This is a genomic window from Aquimarina amphilecti (genome assembly GCF_900109375.1).
Classification (GTDB): Bacteria; Bacteroidota; Bacteroidia; order Flavobacteriales; family Flavobacteriaceae; genus Aquimarina; species Aquimarina amphilecti.
The window spans coordinates 356,043-373,777 of sequence record NZ_FOAB01000006.1 but is presented as its reverse complement, the minus strand read 5'-3'; the positions used below and the strand labels follow the sequence as shown (position 1 = coordinate 373,777).

Sequence of the window (17,735 nt, the reverse complement as noted above, 5' to 3'; positions counted from 1 at the left end):
GCACTAGTATTGAGCTCTGATTACCAGCGCATTGTAAAAGTAAATTAATCACGGTTTAGTTGTCTGCGGTAAAACCGCAATAGTTTTACGTTATGTTAAAAAAACGTGTATTTCATCGCTTTTTTATGCATTTAACATTTTTTTTAACATGTTTTAACACGAAAAAAAGTTTTCGTACTACAAATAAAATCATTTAATACAAGTAATAAACAATAAAAAAATGAATAATTTAGGGGAAAAAACCCTTTTTTAACAATTAACATTTAGGGGAAAAAACCACTTTTTCAGTTTTTTCTTCTCAAAAATTACTTTTTTGAAATATTTCTTACTCTAAAGTGAAAAAATAGTGTCCTATTTAACAAACATTTTAATTGTATAGAAACCACTTTTTAAACTCAATAAATTAATAACCAGAAGAGTAATAAACTAAAAAGAGAAGATGGTAAATGAGTTTAAAAAATTAAATCGTAATTATTATGATTTTTAATCAGTAATAAATTGTTCTATATCTTATAAATGTTTAACCAAAATAACTTACATAATTACGATATAGCTCAATCGTTTTGCTGAAGCACCTCTATTTTGGTAATATTATTTAGATCAATATCAATAATTGCTCCTGTATTCCCATAACAAATTAGATGTTCGTTTTCTACTTCAGCTTTATGAATAGGGTTTAAAAAGTAAAAAAATAGACGAATTTAATTCGCCTGTTAGTGTTATTGAAGCTATATAACCTTCGTTCCCAATGGCTCCAGGACCAAATACAAATTTTTGATTATCATATTCAAAAGCTCCGTAAGAAATATCAATCTCTGTCCAGACGTCTTCTTCGTATTTTTCTATCCCTTTTAACACAGTATCACAGAGAGGAAACCAGCAACGTTTACTTTTACTGGTTTCTGTTATTATTACTTCATAGATATTTCCTCTAATTACGGTACCATCTCCATAAGTGTTATGCAATCATATCCTACCACTTTACCTTCCTACCATTTTACTTGTATTTTTTTATTCATCATGTTTCATTATTGAAATATAATAGTGCACAAATGATTAGTTAAAAAAGATACAAATAGTTCTCAAAATAAAAATGTTTCATGAGGAGAATACTACAATTAGTTTCGTAGTAATTTAATATCTTTAATTAAACGTTGTATTTCATCCTTATTAGTACCGTCATACATACCACGGATTTGTTTATTCTTATCTATTAACGTGAAGTTTGGTGTATGAATAAAATCTTGTAAACCGCCATCGCCTTGCTCTACAACAGCAAAATAGCTTTTACGAGCCAATTCGTAAATATGCTTTTTATTTCCTGTTGTAATATTCCACTTTTTATCTATCACTCCTTTATTTGTGGCATATTCTCTTAAAACTGATACGTTATCTATTTCGGGAGTCACAGATAGTGATAAGAACATAATATCATTATTATTTAAAAACTCTTTTTGTAATATGGCTATATTATTGCTCATAATTGGGCAAATACTTATACAACGTGTGAAAAAGAAGTCGGTGATATAAATTTTGTCCTTGTAATTTTCTTGAGTTATAGTATCCCCATTCTGGTTGATGAGGCTGAAATCTGCAACAGTATGATTTTTATTTTTTTGGCGAAGATTTCTGTCTACTAATTCAGGTTTAAAATCTGAAGGATTGTATATAGGTAATGATTTGTTAGAGTTTTCTTTACAAGAAAATATAATCAAAATAAAGAATATTATAAAAGTCTTTTTAATGTATAAGAAATTATTCATCATTTTTTTCTCTTTCAATTTTAATAAAAGGACTTTTCATTAGATATATAAAGGTTTGTTTATTATCCGTATCAAATTCTTTAAGGCCGTATTTCATTTCTTCAATAGGTAGTTCTTTAAAAGTACCAAATAATCGATCCCAAAGAATAACGATATCGGCATAATTAGAGTCTGTATACTGTTGATCTTGATGATGATGTACTCTGTGATGATTTGGCATTACAAAGACTAATCCTAATATATTGTCTATCCATTTAGGATAATTAAGATTTGAATGTTCAAAAAAGAAAAAAATGTATAGGATAAAATAATAGAGAGCCATAGATAACCCATCTGTTCCAAATATTAAGGCGGTTAAAATGTTTCCTGTTTGATAAATTAAAATTAATTCTAAAGGATGAAACCTAAAAACGGTAGATGAATCCATAGTAGTATCACTGTGATGTACACGATGAAATCTCCAAAACAAAGGTATTTTATGTGACGCTCTATGTATCCAGTAAGTTGTTAAATCATAAAACAATACACTTAAAACTAGTTTTGTAAAAAACGGTAATTCTATAAAACATAAAAGCCCTATTCGATGACTGTTTAACAATTCAATACTAAATACTAATATTGTTATAAAAAAAAGATTTAGAATTATAAGAAGTACTTGAAACAGTAAATTATTAACTAAATGTTTAGCTCTATTTTTAAAATTGAAAGGGGTTCTTAATACTTGTTCAAGAGTAAAAAAGAATGCAAGCAAACCCAATATTATATAACTGGGGTCGATTTCTAAAAGGCTATTAAGTAATTCCATATCAATAAAACTTGAATTAAATATTTTGGTTTTTTATAAATGTTTTAGCTTCTATTAATTCTTCTCTATTACTATTAGAATACTTAGCAAGTTCAATAAGCTGTTTAAAATAGCTAATCGCTTTATCTAAATCTTTAGATTTTTTTGCTGCCAATGCAGCGCCATAAATACCATTAAACCTATTAGGGTGGCTTAAAAGATTGATTTCATATGCTTTAAGTGCTTCCATAGGATCATTCAATTCTAATAACATATCACCCAACAATTCATCAGCAGGTAAAAGCTCTCCAGGTGTTACTGCATGTTTAGAGGTTTGACTTTCTAACAAAGCTGCTTTTTTCATAAGCTTTAATGCTTTTTCATCATTACTTTTTGCTAACTCTATCCATGCTTGTGCGGCATGAACTTGAATATTAACTTGACCTGCTTTATAAAGTTCCTCTTCATCTAAAAGTTTTTGATGTAAGGTTTTAAGGGTTGTTAATTCATTTTCTGCTAATTCAATTTCTCCAGTATGTGCGAAACCTAAAGCTTTACCGAAGTGATGCATAGCTTTCTCCCAATGTAATGTTTCCCATGTGAAATTAATTGAAGGTAAATCTAGTTTAGTTGCTTCTTCCCATTGTTTATTTTCTAAGATCATTCTCACAGGCATTGCGCTTAAAGCATAAGTAGTTGCAAAATGTTGTTTAGGAAAAACAGATTTCACGTTTTGCATTTCATTTAAATATTCTTGTGCTTTTTGGTTGTTTCCCATTTGCAAATAGGCGTACACTAGATAATCTACAGCATGAATTTCTTGAGCCCAATTTGCTCCAGGGTTTACACTTTCGGCATAACAAACGGCTGATGAGGCCGAATTAATATTAGTATTTATAGATTCTTGCCAAAGTCCTAAACGTGTAAAAATATGTGAAGGCATATGTTGTGCATGAGCAGAAGCAGGTGCAATTTCTGCATATTTCCGGGCTGTTGATAATCCTAGTTGTGCTAATTCGGGATAATCATAATTGTGAATAATATAGTGTGCTATTCCCGGATGATTAGGCTTATCTATAAAAAGCTCTTCCAATATTTTTCCAGATTTTTTTTGTCTAGTATATGTTTTATCACTCGGGTCTGCAGCAGCACGTATTGCTAAAGCATAAAAGACAGCTACTTCAACGTCAGTTTTGTTATTGTTGTAAAGCTCCTTCATTTTGTTTTCGTATAATAGTTTTCTTGTTTTTTTATCTTTAGTATCCCAATCTTTATAAAAAACACTAATAGCATTTATATACTCTTTTTCTAGTTTTGTAGCTGGCAATGTTTTAGCTATTTCTAATAATTGTTCTCCTTTTTTCAGATAGCTCAAGTCAGACTGCATCCAAAGACTATTATAAATACTCATAGCAACTCCCCAATATGCCATTGCGCATTCGGGATCTGCATCAAGTACTTTTACAAATGCTTTTTCGGCTTCTGCATATTCAAAAGAATGCAGTAATGATAGCGCCAAATCAAAAGTTTCTCTTGTTTCATAATTGCACGACAATGAAAAATTAACATCTCCAAATTGTTCTGTGCTACATAGCAAAAGCTCACCGCGTTTTAGATCTATGGATGCTAAAATTGGATTTGGATTTTTGTTCTTGCAGCTTGAAATGCAAAGTATTATACCTAAACCAAATATTGTAATCGTTGAATACTTCATAATTCTGCCTTATTAGTTTGTTCTGAAATCTAATATTATGTAATAATAGATTTCATATATCTTTTTACAGTTATTCGCTTTAATTACAGGTAGTTGTAAACGTTACTCCTGGGTCTATAAGAAGCGTATTAAATAGAGGTGGTAATTGATCAACACATATAATAGTTAAATTAGGATTGTTAAGGGCTCTTGCATCGAGAATAGTATTATTCCCGTTTTTTAGATTTAGTGTTGACAGGTCGTTGTTGTCACACTCAAATTGTTCTAGTACTGAGTTGTTACTTACATCTAATTGGGTTAAATTATTATTATCTAAAAATAATTCTTCTAGGTTCGTATTGTTTGTTAAATCTATTGCTATAAGGTTATTATCTTGAAAGCTCAATTCTATTAAACTTGTATTGTTACTAATATCTATTTCGGTTAATTGATTGTCTGCAGCATACAAAGTTTTTAAATTTGTATTATTGGTTACATCCAATTGAATTAGGTTATTGTTAAAAGAATTGAAGTCCTCTATTGCTGTATTATTACTAAGATCTAATTGCGTTAGTTGGTTGTTAGAACAGTTTAATGTTAATAAATTAGTGTTCTTACTAATATTTAAAGTGGTTAAATTGTTACCCACACAGCTTAAAGAGATAAGATTAGTAAACGCCTCGATGCCTGTTACATCATTTATGTTTGCATTGTTCATACTTAAAAAATCTGCAGCCAACGCGTCTTGAATGCTTATTTGTCCATTAATCATATTGTCAGTATCTGTACCAAAATTTATTAAAGCTTGTTCAAAATTAGCATCAGGAATATTTACTAAAGAAGATGTGGTAAAAGTAAAAGTACTACTGCTTTCTCCTCCTTTTCCGTCTTTAGCAATTATAGTTCCAGATTGGGTTGTATTGTAAGCCGATGCTCTAAACACATGTGATAGGCTTGTTGTATTTTCTAAGATGATAGAAGAATCTATCGTAACATCGTAGGTAAGTGCATCTCCATCTGGTTCTATAGGCGCATCCCAAGTAAGTCTTATAGCTAAGCCCTTTTCAGATACTTCTACGTTAACATTAAAGTCTTCTGGGTTTTGATTTATAACTGTATCATCATCATTTCCGCAAGAGAAAAATAGTATCATAAATGCTAAAAAGGCTCTTTGTTTTATGTTTGTTTTCATGTTTTTAATTTTTTGAGACTCAATCTGTTTTTAAAATGGATGAAGTTTGGGTTTTTATAATTAATTACAGCCTTCCCCAGGATCTGTAAGTAGGGTAAGTATACCGCCATTTGACGTTTGTAAATTGCAAACTTCTGGCGGTATACTTGTTATGGGGTTATCGATTAAACTTAACAAAGTCAAATTTTCCAATTTTCGAAAAGTATCTGGAACCGTAGTTAGATTATTACTAGCTGCAGTTATTACTTCTAAGGAGCCTATTTCGCCTAAATTCGCATCTAAGGTTTCGAACTTGTTATTATTTATGTTTAGAACTTTTAAACCGCCAAGTTTAAAAACATTGCTTGGGATTCTGGTTAAATTTTTGTTGTTCATCGTAATCTCAATTACGCCACCTGTATCCCCAAAGGTCACTCCTGGATATTCGTCAACACTCCACTCCAATGTATTACCTGGGTTAGCACTATATATTTCAATAAGTAAATCGTTAGATGATTGACTATCGTAATTCACCTCTGGATCTTTAACGACTAATAGGTCGTTGTGTAGTTCGAGCTGTAAAATTGATGCCGGTATTTCAGTAAGGTTATTGTTATTAATGAATAACTTTTCTAGTTGAGAAAGAAATCCAATTTCTGGAGGTAAAGAAATGAATTGGTTCCTGAATAAAGACAATTCTTTCAAACGGATTAATTGCCCAATTTCTTTAGATAAGCTTGTAAGTTGATTCTCCCCTAGATCCAAAATTTCCAGACTGGTTAATTGTTCAATTTCAATCGGTAAAGTGGTAAGCTCGTTTCTATTTATATTTAATATTTCCAAATTAGATAATTGGCCTATTTCAACAGGCAAGGAAGTAAGTTGGTTTGAACTTAATCTTAAAGTAATTAAATTGGTTAATTGTCCTATTTCTATAGGTAAAGAAGTGAGTTGATTGCTAACTAAAGACAAAAAAGTTAAATTAGTCAACTGCCCGATCTCTACAGGAATAGAGGTGAGTTTATTAGAATTTAAGCTCAAAGACGTTAAATTAGTTAATTGTCCAATTTCTTCAGGAATTACATTAAGTTGATGACTGGAATTTAAATACAGCTTCCTCAAATTGGTTAAAAGACCAATTTCTGGCGGTATTGATTGAATTTTGTTCGCAATAAAGAATAACTCTTCTAGCTTAGTTAATTGTCCTATTTCTGCTGGAATGATTGAAACATTAACAACGTTTGCGAAAAACCCAATAATTTCACCTTCCGTATTTAATGTTATTCCGTTTAAATCCCCCAAATTTTCAGTAGCATTAAGGTCCCAACCCAACGTATTATCAGGATTCGCATCTAAAATAGCCTGCAATATTTGCCGTTGGCTTAATAAGGCAGTTACGGTTACTGTATAAATTACTTCGCTTCCGTCTTCAGCAGTTACCTTGTATTCCAAGGCTTGTGTAAAATCTTCGGCTGTCGTGCGGTCTATGATTGCGAGCGCAGATACTTCTATCTTTGGTAATAAACCAGTAATAGGAGTGCCCTCTGGCATAGTAGCTGTTATAGTTTTGTTTTCTTCATCTATAGTTGCTACCACATTTACATCAATGGGGTTATTGGTAAGTAGGAACACAAAACTAGTAATTTGCTTTTCATTGCTTTTTGATGCTTCTTCAATAGGTCCGTCATCACCTTTAGCACAAGAGATAATGGATGTAATTATTATTAAAAAAACAGTTTGTTTAATATATAGTTTCATTCTTGTAATTCTTAAAAATTAATCTTGTACTATTTTACGTACTCTATGGTTTTTTTGGTCTGCGATGTATAAACTACCGTCTAGATCTATAGCTAAACTGTTGGGTTGGCTAAAATTTGATTCGTTTGCGTTACCATCTGCAAAACCATTTGTGGTTCCCGCGATAGTACTTACAATACCATTAGGTGTTATTTTTCTAATTTTATGATTATCGGAATCAGCGATATATAAATTATTTTGACTATCTATAGTTATTCCTCGAGGATTATTAAAGGTTGCACTAGTTACACTTCCATCTTGAAAACCTTGGATACTTCCAGCTAAAGTGCTTACCGTACCATCTGGTGTTATTTTACGTATACGATGGTTTTGCGTATCTGCTATATAGAGGTTGTTTTGCGCATCAATGGCTATGCCTTTTGGATTGTTAAATTTTGCAGTTGCAGTTGTACCGTCTTCAAAACCAGCACCACTTCCAGCTATTGTAGTTACGACACCTGTAGGTGTAATTTTTCTAATTCTAGAGCCATCGACTGTATATAAATCACCTTGAGTATCTATTGTTATTCCAGTAGGAAAAGCAAATTCAGCATCTGTTCCTGTTCCATCATCTAAACCTAAAGTTCCTCCTGCCAATGTGCTTACAACTCCAGTTGGTGTTATTTTTCGTACACTTCGATTTTGAGTATCTGCTACATATAGATTTCCTTGTATATCTAACGCAACACCAGAAGGAAGATTAAATTGTGCGTTACTATCTGTTCCATCATTAGAACCTTCAATGCTTCCTGCTAAAGTTGTTACAATACCATTTGACGTTATTTTTCGTATTCTATGACCATTACCACCTGCTACGTATACATTACCTTGAGCATCTACAGTAATATCCCTTGGGTTATTAAATCTAGCGTCAATACCAGTTCCATCTGTTATGCCTGCTAGACTTCCACCCGCTATAGTTGTTACAGCCGTAGTCAAGATGTATGTAAATTCCTGACCTACTAACGCTACATCATTACTTATAACTTTTATCAATCCTGTGCCTGCACCAGAGGGAACTTTTGCTTTAATTTGAGTTACTGAAACTGATTCTACTACAGCTTCTACTTCATTAAAAAAAACTTGAACAGTATTAATATCACTAAAGTTAGTCCCATTAATAGTTACGACAGTAGCTTTTGGTCCACTTATAGGATTCATGTTTGTTAGTGTAGCAATAGGTATTAGGATTTCTTCTTGCTCGTTATCTTCAGAACAGCTACCAAAACCAATAATCATAATTAATATCACTATAATTATGGTTGGCTTATTCGATTCATTTTTAAATGATACATTCATAATAGTACTCGATTAAGAAATATCACTTCTCAATGTATAAATGATACTTGCGTTAAACTTTGAGTAAAATTAAAATGAAAAGAAAAGACAGTATAGCACCATTGTTTTTACACATAGCACTATTGTGTTTTTAGCTACAAAACGCGAGTTTCTCGATATTCTACAGGTGTAATCCCTGTTTCTTTTTTAAATATTCTGGTGAAGTAATTTGCTGATTCAAACCCTAACTCAAAAGCAATTTCACCAATTTGCAGTGTATTATCTTTTAAAAGTTGTTTGGCTTTTTCTATACGCACATAATTTAAATAGTGTGTTATAGACTTACCTGTTAAAGCTTTTATTTTTTTATGAAGTTGACTGCGACTTATAAATAGTTTTTCGGTAATCTCATCAATAGTAACTTTATTGGGCAAAAGCGCTATTTCTTGAATGGCTTTTATAAAGTCTATATCTAATTGATTTATATCGGCAACCGCAGTTGTTTGTTTTTTTAGATTTAAAAGAGTGCTGAAATATTTTATTTTATCCTGTTGTTTTTGCAATAAGTTTTTAATTATTAGCAGCAATTCTTCTTTATTAAATGGTTTTAACAAATAGGCATCTACACCCAATCGATAACCTTCTAACTTATCCTGAGTTGCTGATTTTGCCGTAACCATAATAAAAGGGATATGAGAGGTTTTAGTATCTTCTTTTATGTGTTTACAAAACTCAAACCCATTCATTTTTGGCATCATCACATCGCTAATAATAAAATCTACAGGTTTGTTTTTTGCTATTTCTAGACCTTCAACACCATTATTTGCTATATGTATTGTGTACAATTTCCCTAACAATAATTTTATGAATTTTTGAATCTCTTTGTTATCTTCAACTAATAGAATCGTAGCAGTAGCTGAATAGTTTTCTATAATTTCAGTTTCTGCTTTTATTGTTTCTATAAATGGAATATGATGAATTACAGCCTCAGAATTCTTTATCGTATTCTTAATAGGTAATTTAATAGTAAATACAGATCCTTTTTCTAAAACGCTTTTCACAGAAATACTTCCCTCTAAAATAGTTACCAACTCTTTAGTTAGTGCCATACCTATACCATTTCCTAAAGTATTATCTACATCAAATGTTTTGTAGTGTCTTTCAAAAATATGTGGGATATGTTCTGGTGCTATACCTTGTCCTGTATCTCTTATTGTTAGAAGTAAATCTTGACCTTCAGCGCTTATTTCTACATTAACTGCCCCTCCTTTTTGTGTGAATTTTATAGCGTTAGAAAGGACATTGTTTAATATTTTCTGAAGCTTTTTATCGTCAAAATCCATTATTAATGAAGACGCTTCAGAAGTAAATATTAATTGTATTTCTTTAGAATCGGCATAAAACCTATAAAGAGATACACATTGCGATATAAACTTAATTATATCTGCATTTTTGTAAGAAACAATTACCTCGTTTGCTTCAAATGATACTAATTCCAACATTTGATTTACTAAATGCAATAATTGATTTCCATTATTGTTAATGCCTTTTAGTTTTTCAATATTTTCGTGGTTGAAATCTTCTTCGAGTAATACTTGTGATAATCCGTTTATTAAGGTTAAAGGTGTTCTAAATTCATGAGAAATATTCTCATACATTTCTGTTTTCAAACTATCTAACTCTAGTGTTTTTTGTTTTTCTACAACCGCTATTTTCCTATTTAAATTGAATTTATACAGTAACATTATTATAGATAAAAAAGCAATGCTGTAAAATGTGTAAGCCCACCATGTTTTATACCATGGTGGCATGATAATTATAGTCATCGAAGTTTCTGGTGCATTTTTAGGCAATTTTGATTGATAAGTTGCTCTTAAGAGAAAATGATATGTACCAGGCTGTAGATTGGTAAAATTAGCATTATTGTCTTTAGTTTTTCTCCAGTCTTGTTGTATTTCTTTAATTTTATAAAAATAATTTACCTTATCAGAAAAGCGAAAATCTAGTAATTGAAAACGAATTGTAAAATTTGATTCATGATGCTCTAATATTAATTCTTGATTTTTTAAGGTTGATACTGAAGGTACTTCATCTTGCCCATATATATTAAAATCAGTAATTAAAGGACTCTTTTCAATTTTTGGATAGATAAAGTTTTTTGTATTAATTACTTGTACTTTGTCTTCAGTTCCAAAATATAATTTATTATCATAATGAGCACTAGAATTGAACAGATATGCGTTAGATACTAAACCATCCTTTTTATTAAGATTAAAATATTGTTTCGTTACTGGGTTAAGAATAAATATACCATTACGAATAGTGCTTATCCAGAATAAATTTTCTTTATCAATTTGAAAAGACATACTATTATCATCAAATAACTTTTTATCTTTTTTTAATGGCTTAAAAGAATTGGTTTCTTCAACGTATTGATTGATCCCATAATTTGTACCAAACCATAATGTGCCATTTTTTTCTTCTTTTATTTCATAAAGAACATTTGAATTTATTGTTGAAACATTTCCTTTTTCATGTAGATAATTTGTGTAATTAAAGTCTTTAACACCTGCACTTATTTTTGAAGCTTCAGGTATTCTGTAGACACCATTACCGACAGTGGTAATCCATAATGTCCCTTTTTTGTCTATGTATAGTTTTGTTATATTAATACCCTTGTTCTCATCTTTAGTTTTTACAGCAAATGTTTTTATAAGTTCACCTTTCTCATTAAGTAAGTAAAGTCCAATCCAAGACCCAATCCATATATGACCATTAGCGTCTTCAACAATTCCATAAATGTCTCGAATAGGATTATTCGTTTTTTCGATAATAGCATCAAAAACAGAAATCTTTCCGTTTTGGTCTACAAAATGTATATTCCCTCTTATATCCCCCAACCAAAATCCTTTTAAAGTTTTATGAATAGAAAGAAAATATGTATTCTTAATAATAGGTGTTATGACTTTGGTTTCTTTATTATATTTATGAAAACCATTTCTACCAGCGATGAAAACATACTTATCATCAACAATGATTCCTCGTCCATGTAATGGAATTGTCTCTTTAAAAATATCAGCAATTACATTTTGCTTGTATAATCCTTTACGACTACCCACCCATAGAACATCACTATTATCTATAAATAGCGTCTTAATATCTTTTATTTTGAGACTTTGATCGTCTATATTTAAAGGAACAATACTTTCCGTTTCTATATTGTATCTGAATAGTTTGTTTTCTCCTAAAAAATAAATAGTTTGTTTTTGAATGTTAGATATGTTGCTTATCTTTTTTGGAAGCGGTATTTTTTTTGAGCTTTTATTTTTTAAATCATGTATAAATAGATCTCCTTTAGATCTATAAATTATTTGATCTTTAATAGTAGATTCAAATTGTTGAATAGAAACATTTTCTAGTATGGATACAAGTTCATTTGTGTCGGTTTGATAATGAAATAGTGCTTTTTCTTTACTAATAAGCACATTGCCATTGACTGTTTTGTTTATATTGATTGTTGAATTAGCACTGGTAATTTTTATAAATTTTTCATCTTCTTTTTCTTTCTTGAATACTCCATTTTCTGTACGTATCCATATAGCACCTTCTTTAGTGCATAAAACTTGAAGAACGGTCAAACCACTAGTCTCTTTTGATGATTCTAATTCCGTAGACAATATTTCATATTCATTTTTATGGCTGTCAAAACGCACCAATCCAAAGCCATTAATTCCTAACCAAAAAACACCATTATCATCTTGTACAATAGTCCTAATCCATGTACCTGGCAGTGATTCTGTTATAGGGTTATATTTATATGTCTTTGTGTTGCTTCCATCAAATCGGTACAAGCCATCTTGAGTACCAATCCATAAAAAGTCATTTTTCCCTTGAATTATTGAGGATATATATTGTTCTGATAAATCTTTTTTAATTTGAGAGAATTTAATAAAATCTGAATCTTCAAAGTTGAGATTTTTTGATTCTTTTTCTTGTGAGACAGCAGTAAGAAATATAAAAAATCCAAATAAAAAATTAGCGTAAAAAAAGCTTTTTTTCTTTGTTCTGTTATATGTGAATTCTATCCGTTTCATTTATGACTTACTATTATACAAAAATAATATCAAAGGTTAAGAATCCGATGATTGATAAAAATAGTTTTCCAAAGCAAGACTTTCGAATAACACTAATTTACAGTAGAAAAAATCTTTATCTAGAATGATTTAGGAAACTAAGCAGGAAAAGCAAGAGGATAAAACGCTGTGCAATGTTATTAAAATTATATAAAACAAAAAACACTGTTAATTATATAATTAACAGTGTTTTAATTTAACCTATTTTTAAGTTGTCGGGGTGGCAGGATTCGAACCTGCGACCTCCGCGTCCCAAACGCGGCGCGATAACCGGGCTACGCTACACCCCGAAAAGGTTATCCTTTTTGCGGGTGCAAATATAAGTAAACTCTTTTGTTAAAACCTATTATTATTTTAAAATTCTTTTAAGCTGAAGGTTTAATAAATACCCTAATTTCTTATAACATTCTCCTACTCTAAGAATTGTTCCAAATTCTCCATATGCATAGTTCCCAATGATTTTTGGTGTCTGTGTCATGTATAACACATTTTCTGGGGTTGATTTATCTACAAATTTTAAGGTTACCTCCAACTTAGCCTCTTCTCTACCGACGCTTGCTCCACCGCCATAACCCGGATACATCCAATTTCCTTCTACTATCAATAAATAATTTGTTTTCTCCTCAGAGTCTACAAATCTTAAATCACTATATCCCGCTAATGCTTTATTAATAGTGGACAAAAAATCAGTCTTCCAGGTTGTTTGTTTAGCATTATTATATTCAACTAACCACTTATCACCCATGGAAGGGTCTTTTTTACTTCTCCTTTCCTTCATATACAGGATGAATTCTTTTTCAGACATATTATCACTCAAAAAAGTCATTTGTTCTGGAAAAGTAAGTTGAACTTCAATTCTTGATTCACTTTTTAAAAAACTGAGTTTTTTCCTATCAATTTTAATTCTTTGTGCAAAAGAAACTGAACTAGATATAATAAGTACAATGCACACTATTTTTCTAAACATTTAATAACATATTTAATTGATTTCGTTTTTTGATTTCGATACAATTATAAGTTATTTTTAAGAATCAAAATATAATTAGTTCCCGATATTTGGGTAAAATTGTACCTTTTGAAAAACACAGTATTATTTCTTTTCTTATTTATTACCTATAATATTGAAGCACAATCTGAGATTTCTGGATTGATTATAGATCAAACAACTTTAATTCCAATTAATAATGCTACTATATTAGATATACAAACTGGTAATAAAACATTGTCTAATCAGCACGGTAAATTTAAAATGATCAGTTTTGGGAAAATAGAAATTTCCTTTTTAGGATATCAAACCAAAAAAATTGCAGTTTTAGAAAATGAATTTTTGATCATACCAATTTCATTAAAAATTAATCAATTACAAGAAGTATTTATTAATGGTCAATCAATTCCATCTCAAAAAAAATATGCAACGGATGCAGTAACCATTATTAATACACAAGCCATTAATCGCGGTAACTCGATTGAGCTACATCCAATTCTTAATAAAGTCCCTGGAGTTTTTATGCAAAATGGCACCTTAAATACAAATAGAATAACTATTAGAGGTATTGGTGCCAGAAATTTATTCGGTACAGCGAATATCCGAACTTATTTCGGAGACATTCCTTTAACAGATGGCAACGGCGAATCATCCATAGAAGATCTTGAATTAGTTGCTGTTTCCAGAATTGATATTCATAAAGGTCCATCATCTAGTAGTTACGGAGTGGGTTTAGGAGGGACTATTTTATTGAGACCAGAGTTTATTACAAATGAAGGAATAGAAACTTCTCTATCGACATATTTAGGAAGCTACGGACTGTCAAGGAATGTTGCAAAAATAGCTATTGGAGGAAAGAAGGCAGGTGTCAATATTATATATAGTAACAATAAATCTGATGGATATCGAGATAACAATACATATAACAGAAACACAGCGACTATAACCTCCTCCTTATTCCTTGGAGAGAAAAACAACTTCTCTATAATTGCAAGTTATATTGATCTTAAAGCTGGTATCCCAAGTTCACTGGATCAAGATGATTTTGATACCAACCCAAGACAAGCTGCATTCACTTGGGGACAGTCTCAGGCGTTCGAAGATGTTACTTATGGAATAATAGGGGTTACCTGGAAACATCAATATACTCCGTCTTTTTCGCAGCATACAAGCTTATTTTCTTCATTTAGAAAAAACTATGAACCAAGACCTTTTAATATTTTAGAAGAGAAATCTAATACAATTGGCATACGAAGTAGAGTCGTTCATAATTCAAAATTATTTGATAAAAAATGGGATTGGACAGCAGGCGGAGAAGTTTTTTTTGATTTCTATAACAGCAAAACATTTGACAATTTATATCAAGATTTTCCAACGGGAACAGGCAGTGTATTGGGAGATCAGCTTTTTGATTTTAATGAAAAAAGAAACTATTATAATCTTTTTCTAGAATCTAATTTGATGATAACAAATAAATTAAAGTTCAATGTAGGAATCCATACTAATCAAACATTTTTTGATATTAAAGATGAATTTTTGGAAGATAATGTTGATAGTTCTGGGAAATTTGATTTTGACCCAATAATATCTCCAAAAATTGGATTCAATTATACTTTAAATAGCCACTTTACTTTTTTCGGAAACATTGCCCATGGATTCTCTACTCCTACCACTTCAGAAACCTTATTGCCAGATGGAGAGTTTAATCCTGAAATACGACCAGAAATTGGATGGAATTATGAGGTCGGAACCAGATACAATCTGTTGAATAATCAAGTATATGGTTCTCTTTCTTTATATACTTTAAGAGTAAAAGATCTATTAGTAGCAAGGAGAACTGAAGAAGATAATTTCTTCGCTATTAATGCAGGAAAAACAATTCATACTGGATTTGAAGGAACGATTAACTATCGTATTATTACATCTGCACAAAAACAACTAAACCTAACATTAAGCGGAACATTAAACCATTACAAATTTGATAAATTTATAGATCTCGACAATGATTTTTCCAGTAATGATCTTACCGGTGTACCATCACATATTATTAATTTAGGAATTGATTATATAGCTAAAAAAGGAATCTATGGGAATTTAAATTTTCAGACAGTTGGTGAAATTCCTGCAAATGATGGAAACACTGTTTTTAATAACAGTTATGAATTATTAAATGGAAAGATAGGGTATATAAGCTTCATTCAGGATTATATTTCCTTTGATTTCTTTCTTGGAGCTAATAATATCTTAGATAGTAAATATGCATCCCAGTTACAGATTAACGCAAGAGGTTTTGGAGGAAATCAACCCAGATATTTTTATCCAGGACTACCTTTTAATATGTATGGAGGGATTAACATAAAATATAGATTATAAATAATTTTTATTTGTAATTTTCAAATGTAAACTACAGTAACACAATGAACAATACTTTATTCTACATAACCGCCATCCTATCTACTGTCTTTTCTTGTGCTCAAGAGAAAAAAAATGACATAACAATTGACAATGATCCTAAAAACTATACTACAGAAATTGTTATTCCTGATTTACAAATTCCTTGGGGAATGGATTGGCTTCCAGATGGGAGCATGCTAATTACTGAGAAAAGTGGTGAATTAATCCACTACAGTAACGGAACAAAAACTAACATAGAAAATGTTCCAGAAGTATACAACCGTAATCAAGGAGGCTTATTAGATATTGAAATACACCCTGAATATGATAAAAATGGGTGGTTGTACATTACCTATTCCTCCAAAGAGGGTTCTGAAAAAGGAGGTCATACTGCCTTAATTAGAGCTAAATTAGAGAACAACAAGCTTACTTCAATAGAAAACCTATATAGAGGTACCCCAAACACTACAAGAGGACATCATTTTGGGTCAAGAATAGAATTTGATAAAGAAGGATATCTTTATTTTAGTATAGGAGATCGAGGAAATAGAGATGAAAACCCTCAGGATATAACTAGAGATGGTGGAAAAATTTATCGACTTAATGATGATGGAAGTATTCCTAAAGACAACCCTTTTATAAAAGAAAATGATGCTAAGAAAGCGATCTTTTCATACGGACATAGAAATCCACAGGGAATGGCTATTCATCCTAATAATGGTAAAATTTGGATTCACGAACATGGACCGAGAGGTGGTGATGAAATTAATATTATCAACAAAGGAGTAAATTACGGCTGGCCCATTATTACATATGGAATTAACTATAGCGGTTCTACTATTACAGATATCACCAGTAAAGAAGGAATGGAACAACCTATTTATTATTGGGTACCATCAATCGCTCCTAGCGGAATGGATTTTGTAACAAGTGATAAATATCCTGATTGGAAAAACGATCTTCTAGTAGGTTCTCTAAAATTTCAATATTTAGAATTGGTTGAATTAGATGGTAACAAAGTGACAGGGCGAAAAAAAATAGCAGAAGGTATTGGTAGAGTTCGAAATGTTCGACAAGGTCCGGACGGTTATATTTATCTAGCTGTTGAAAATAAAGGAATTATAAAAATAATTCCAAAATCATAATTCTTATTATTTAACATGAAAAAGCGATTCAGACATCTCTTATTACTAGAAGTACTTTCTGTGATATTTTGTATTTCAATTATAGCAAAACAAAAAAATACTGCAAATACTTATATTCTAACTGATAGTTTAAGCTATCAAGATACGGAACTATCTAAGAGTATTGCCCGTGGCGAAGAAGTGTATATTGATTTCTGCATGCAATGTCATCTCCCCGACGGAAAAGGAACTCCAAAAGTTTTCCCTCCATTAGCTGGGTCTGATTGGCTCGTAAATAAACGCGAAGAAAGTATTCACTCTGTTAAATATGGTTTAAATGGACCAATCAAAGTTAATGGAGAACCATACGATAGTGCTATGACTTCCTTAGGGTTAGAAGATGAAGAAATTGCTGATGTAATGAATTATATTATGAACAGTTGGGGAAACAAACAGCAAAAGATGGTTACTGTAAAAGAAGTTACAGCTATCAAAAAATAACATCAATCAATTTGTTTTGAAACCTATTTCTAACAACTTAAATTAATCCTCTTAAGTTTTTGCATAACAATTTTAACATAATTTACGTTACTATTTTTATAAATTAGAAAAG

At 30.8% G+C, this 17,735-nt stretch carries 12 protein-coding genes and 1 tRNA gene; 3 read left to right on the top strand and 10 right to left on the bottom strand.

The features are described from left to right. Positions 1 to 663 precede the first annotated feature (663 nt). The 10 genes from BMY33_RS17400 to BMY33_RS17355 all read right to left on the bottom strand — a co-directional run bounded on the left by BMY33_RS17400 (position 664) and on the right by BMY33_RS17355 (position 13,586). Positions 664 to 966 carry a hypothetical protein gene (locus BMY33_RS17400; RefSeq protein WP_091410909.1) on the bottom strand — a complete coding sequence of 101 codons (303 nt, stop codon included), beginning with the start codon at positions 964 to 966 and terminating at the stop codon, positions 664 to 666. Between the two features lie 152 nt (positions 967 to 1,118). After that, positions 1,119 to 1,766, bottom strand: a complete 648-nt coding sequence (locus BMY33_RS17395) for an SCO family protein (protein WP_091410988.1) — start codon at positions 1,764 to 1,766, stop codon at positions 1,119 to 1,121. Then, on the bottom strand, positions 1,756 to 2,568 hold the full coding sequence (locus BMY33_RS17390; protein ID WP_091410907.1) for a sterol desaturase family protein: 813 nt from the start codon (positions 2,566 to 2,568) through the stop codon (positions 1,756 to 1,758). Before BMY33_RS17390 ends, BMY33_RS17395 begins: the two co-directional genes overlap by 11 nt. Before the next feature lie 16 nt (positions 2,569 to 2,584). Beyond that, positions 2,585 to 4,261: a tetratricopeptide repeat protein gene (locus tag BMY33_RS17385; RefSeq protein WP_091410905.1), complete on the bottom strand. Its 1,677-nt coding sequence runs from the start codon at positions 4,259 to 4,261 to the stop codon at positions 2,585 to 2,587. 79 nt (positions 4,262 to 4,340) lie between these two features. After that, on the bottom strand, positions 4,341 to 5,432 hold the full coding sequence (locus tag BMY33_RS17380) for a leucine-rich repeat domain-containing protein (RefSeq protein WP_091410903.1): 1,092 nt from the start codon (positions 5,430 to 5,432) through the stop codon (positions 4,341 to 4,343). 60 nt (positions 5,433 to 5,492) lie between these two features. After that, complete coding sequence (locus tag BMY33_RS17375; RefSeq protein WP_091410901.1) at positions 5,493 to 7,169, bottom strand: leucine-rich repeat domain-containing protein; 1,677 nt, start codon at positions 7,167 to 7,169, stop codon at positions 5,493 to 5,495. A gap of 18 nt (positions 7,170 to 7,187) precedes the next feature. Then, the gene (locus BMY33_RS17370) at positions 7,188 to 8,507 is read right to left on the bottom strand and encodes an NHL domain-containing protein (RefSeq protein WP_091410899.1); all 1,320 of its coding nucleotides are present in this window, start codon (positions 8,505 to 8,507) and stop codon (positions 7,188 to 7,190) included. 134 nt (positions 8,508 to 8,641) lie between these two features. Next, positions 8,642 to 12,580, bottom strand: coding sequence for a hybrid sensor histidine kinase/response regulator transcription factor (locus BMY33_RS17365; protein ID WP_091410898.1), 3,939 nt, complete (start codon positions 12,578 to 12,580; stop codon positions 8,642 to 8,644). 254 nt (positions 12,581 to 12,834) lie between these two features. After that, positions 12,835 to 12,909 (bottom strand) — tRNA-Pro (locus BMY33_RS17360). Positions 12,910 to 12,968: 59 nt separating this feature from the next. Beyond that, positions 12,969 to 13,586, bottom strand: coding sequence for a hypothetical protein (locus BMY33_RS17355; protein WP_091410896.1), 618 nt, complete (start codon positions 13,584 to 13,586; stop codon positions 12,969 to 12,971). A 108-nt stretch (positions 13,587 to 13,694) separates the two neighbouring features. Between BMY33_RS17355 and BMY33_RS17350 the strand changes: the two genes are divergently transcribed. From BMY33_RS17350 to BMY33_RS17340, 3 genes are read left to right on the top strand one after another with little or no spacing between them, the layout of a single operon-like run. Then, entirely contained in the window at positions 13,695 to 15,977 is a 2,283-nt protein-coding gene (locus BMY33_RS17350) for a TonB-dependent receptor (RefSeq protein ID WP_091410895.1), read from the top strand. Positions 15,978 to 16,021: 44 nt separating this feature from the next. Then, positions 16,022 to 17,143 (top strand): PQQ-dependent sugar dehydrogenase, encoded by a 1,122-nt coding sequence (locus BMY33_RS17345; protein ID WP_091410894.1) that lies wholly within the window; start codon positions 16,022 to 16,024, stop codon positions 17,141 to 17,143. A gap of 15 nt (positions 17,144 to 17,158) precedes the next feature. Further along, the gene (locus BMY33_RS17340) at positions 17,159 to 17,623 is read left to right on the top strand and encodes a c-type cytochrome (protein ID WP_091410893.1); all 465 of its coding nucleotides are present in this window, start codon (positions 17,159 to 17,161) and stop codon (positions 17,621 to 17,623) included. The last annotated feature ends 112 nt before the right edge of the window (positions 17,624 to 17,735 follow it).

Bases quoted from the DNA above. Each gene is read 5' to 3' on its own strand.
- BMY33_RS17395 (WP_091410988.1), bottom strand. From the start codon at position 1,766: ATGATGAATAATTTCTTATACATTAAAAAGACTTTTATAATATTCTTT.
- BMY33_RS17390 (WP_091410907.1), bottom strand. From the start codon at position 2,568: ATGGAATTACTTAATAGCCTTTTAGAAATCGACCCCAGTTATATAATA.
- BMY33_RS17385 (WP_091410905.1), bottom strand. From the start codon at position 4,261: ATGAAGTATTCAACGATTACAATATTTGGTTTAGGTATAATACTTTGC.
- BMY33_RS17380 (WP_091410903.1), bottom strand. From the start codon at position 5,432: ATGAAAACAAACATAAAACAAAGAGCCTTTTTAGCATTTATGATACTA.
- BMY33_RS17375 (WP_091410901.1), bottom strand. From the start codon at position 7,169: ATGAAACTATATATTAAACAAACTGTTTTTTTAATAATAATTACATCC.
- BMY33_RS17370 (WP_091410899.1), bottom strand. From the start codon at position 8,507: ATGAATGTATCATTTAAAAATGAATCGAATAAGCCAACCATAATTATA.
- BMY33_RS17365 (WP_091410898.1), bottom strand. From the start codon at position 12,580: ATGAAACGGATAGAATTCACATATAACAGAACAAAGAAAAAAAGCTTT.
- BMY33_RS17355 (WP_091410896.1), bottom strand. From the start codon at position 13,586: ATGTTTAGAAAAATAGTGTGCATTGTACTTATTATATCTAGTTCAGTT.
- BMY33_RS17345 (WP_091410894.1), top strand. From the start codon at position 16,022: ATGAACAATACTTTATTCTACATAACCGCCATCCTATCTACTGTCTTT.
- BMY33_RS17340 (WP_091410893.1), top strand. From the start codon at position 17,159: ATGAAAAAGCGATTCAGACATCTCTTATTACTAGAAGTACTTTCTGTG.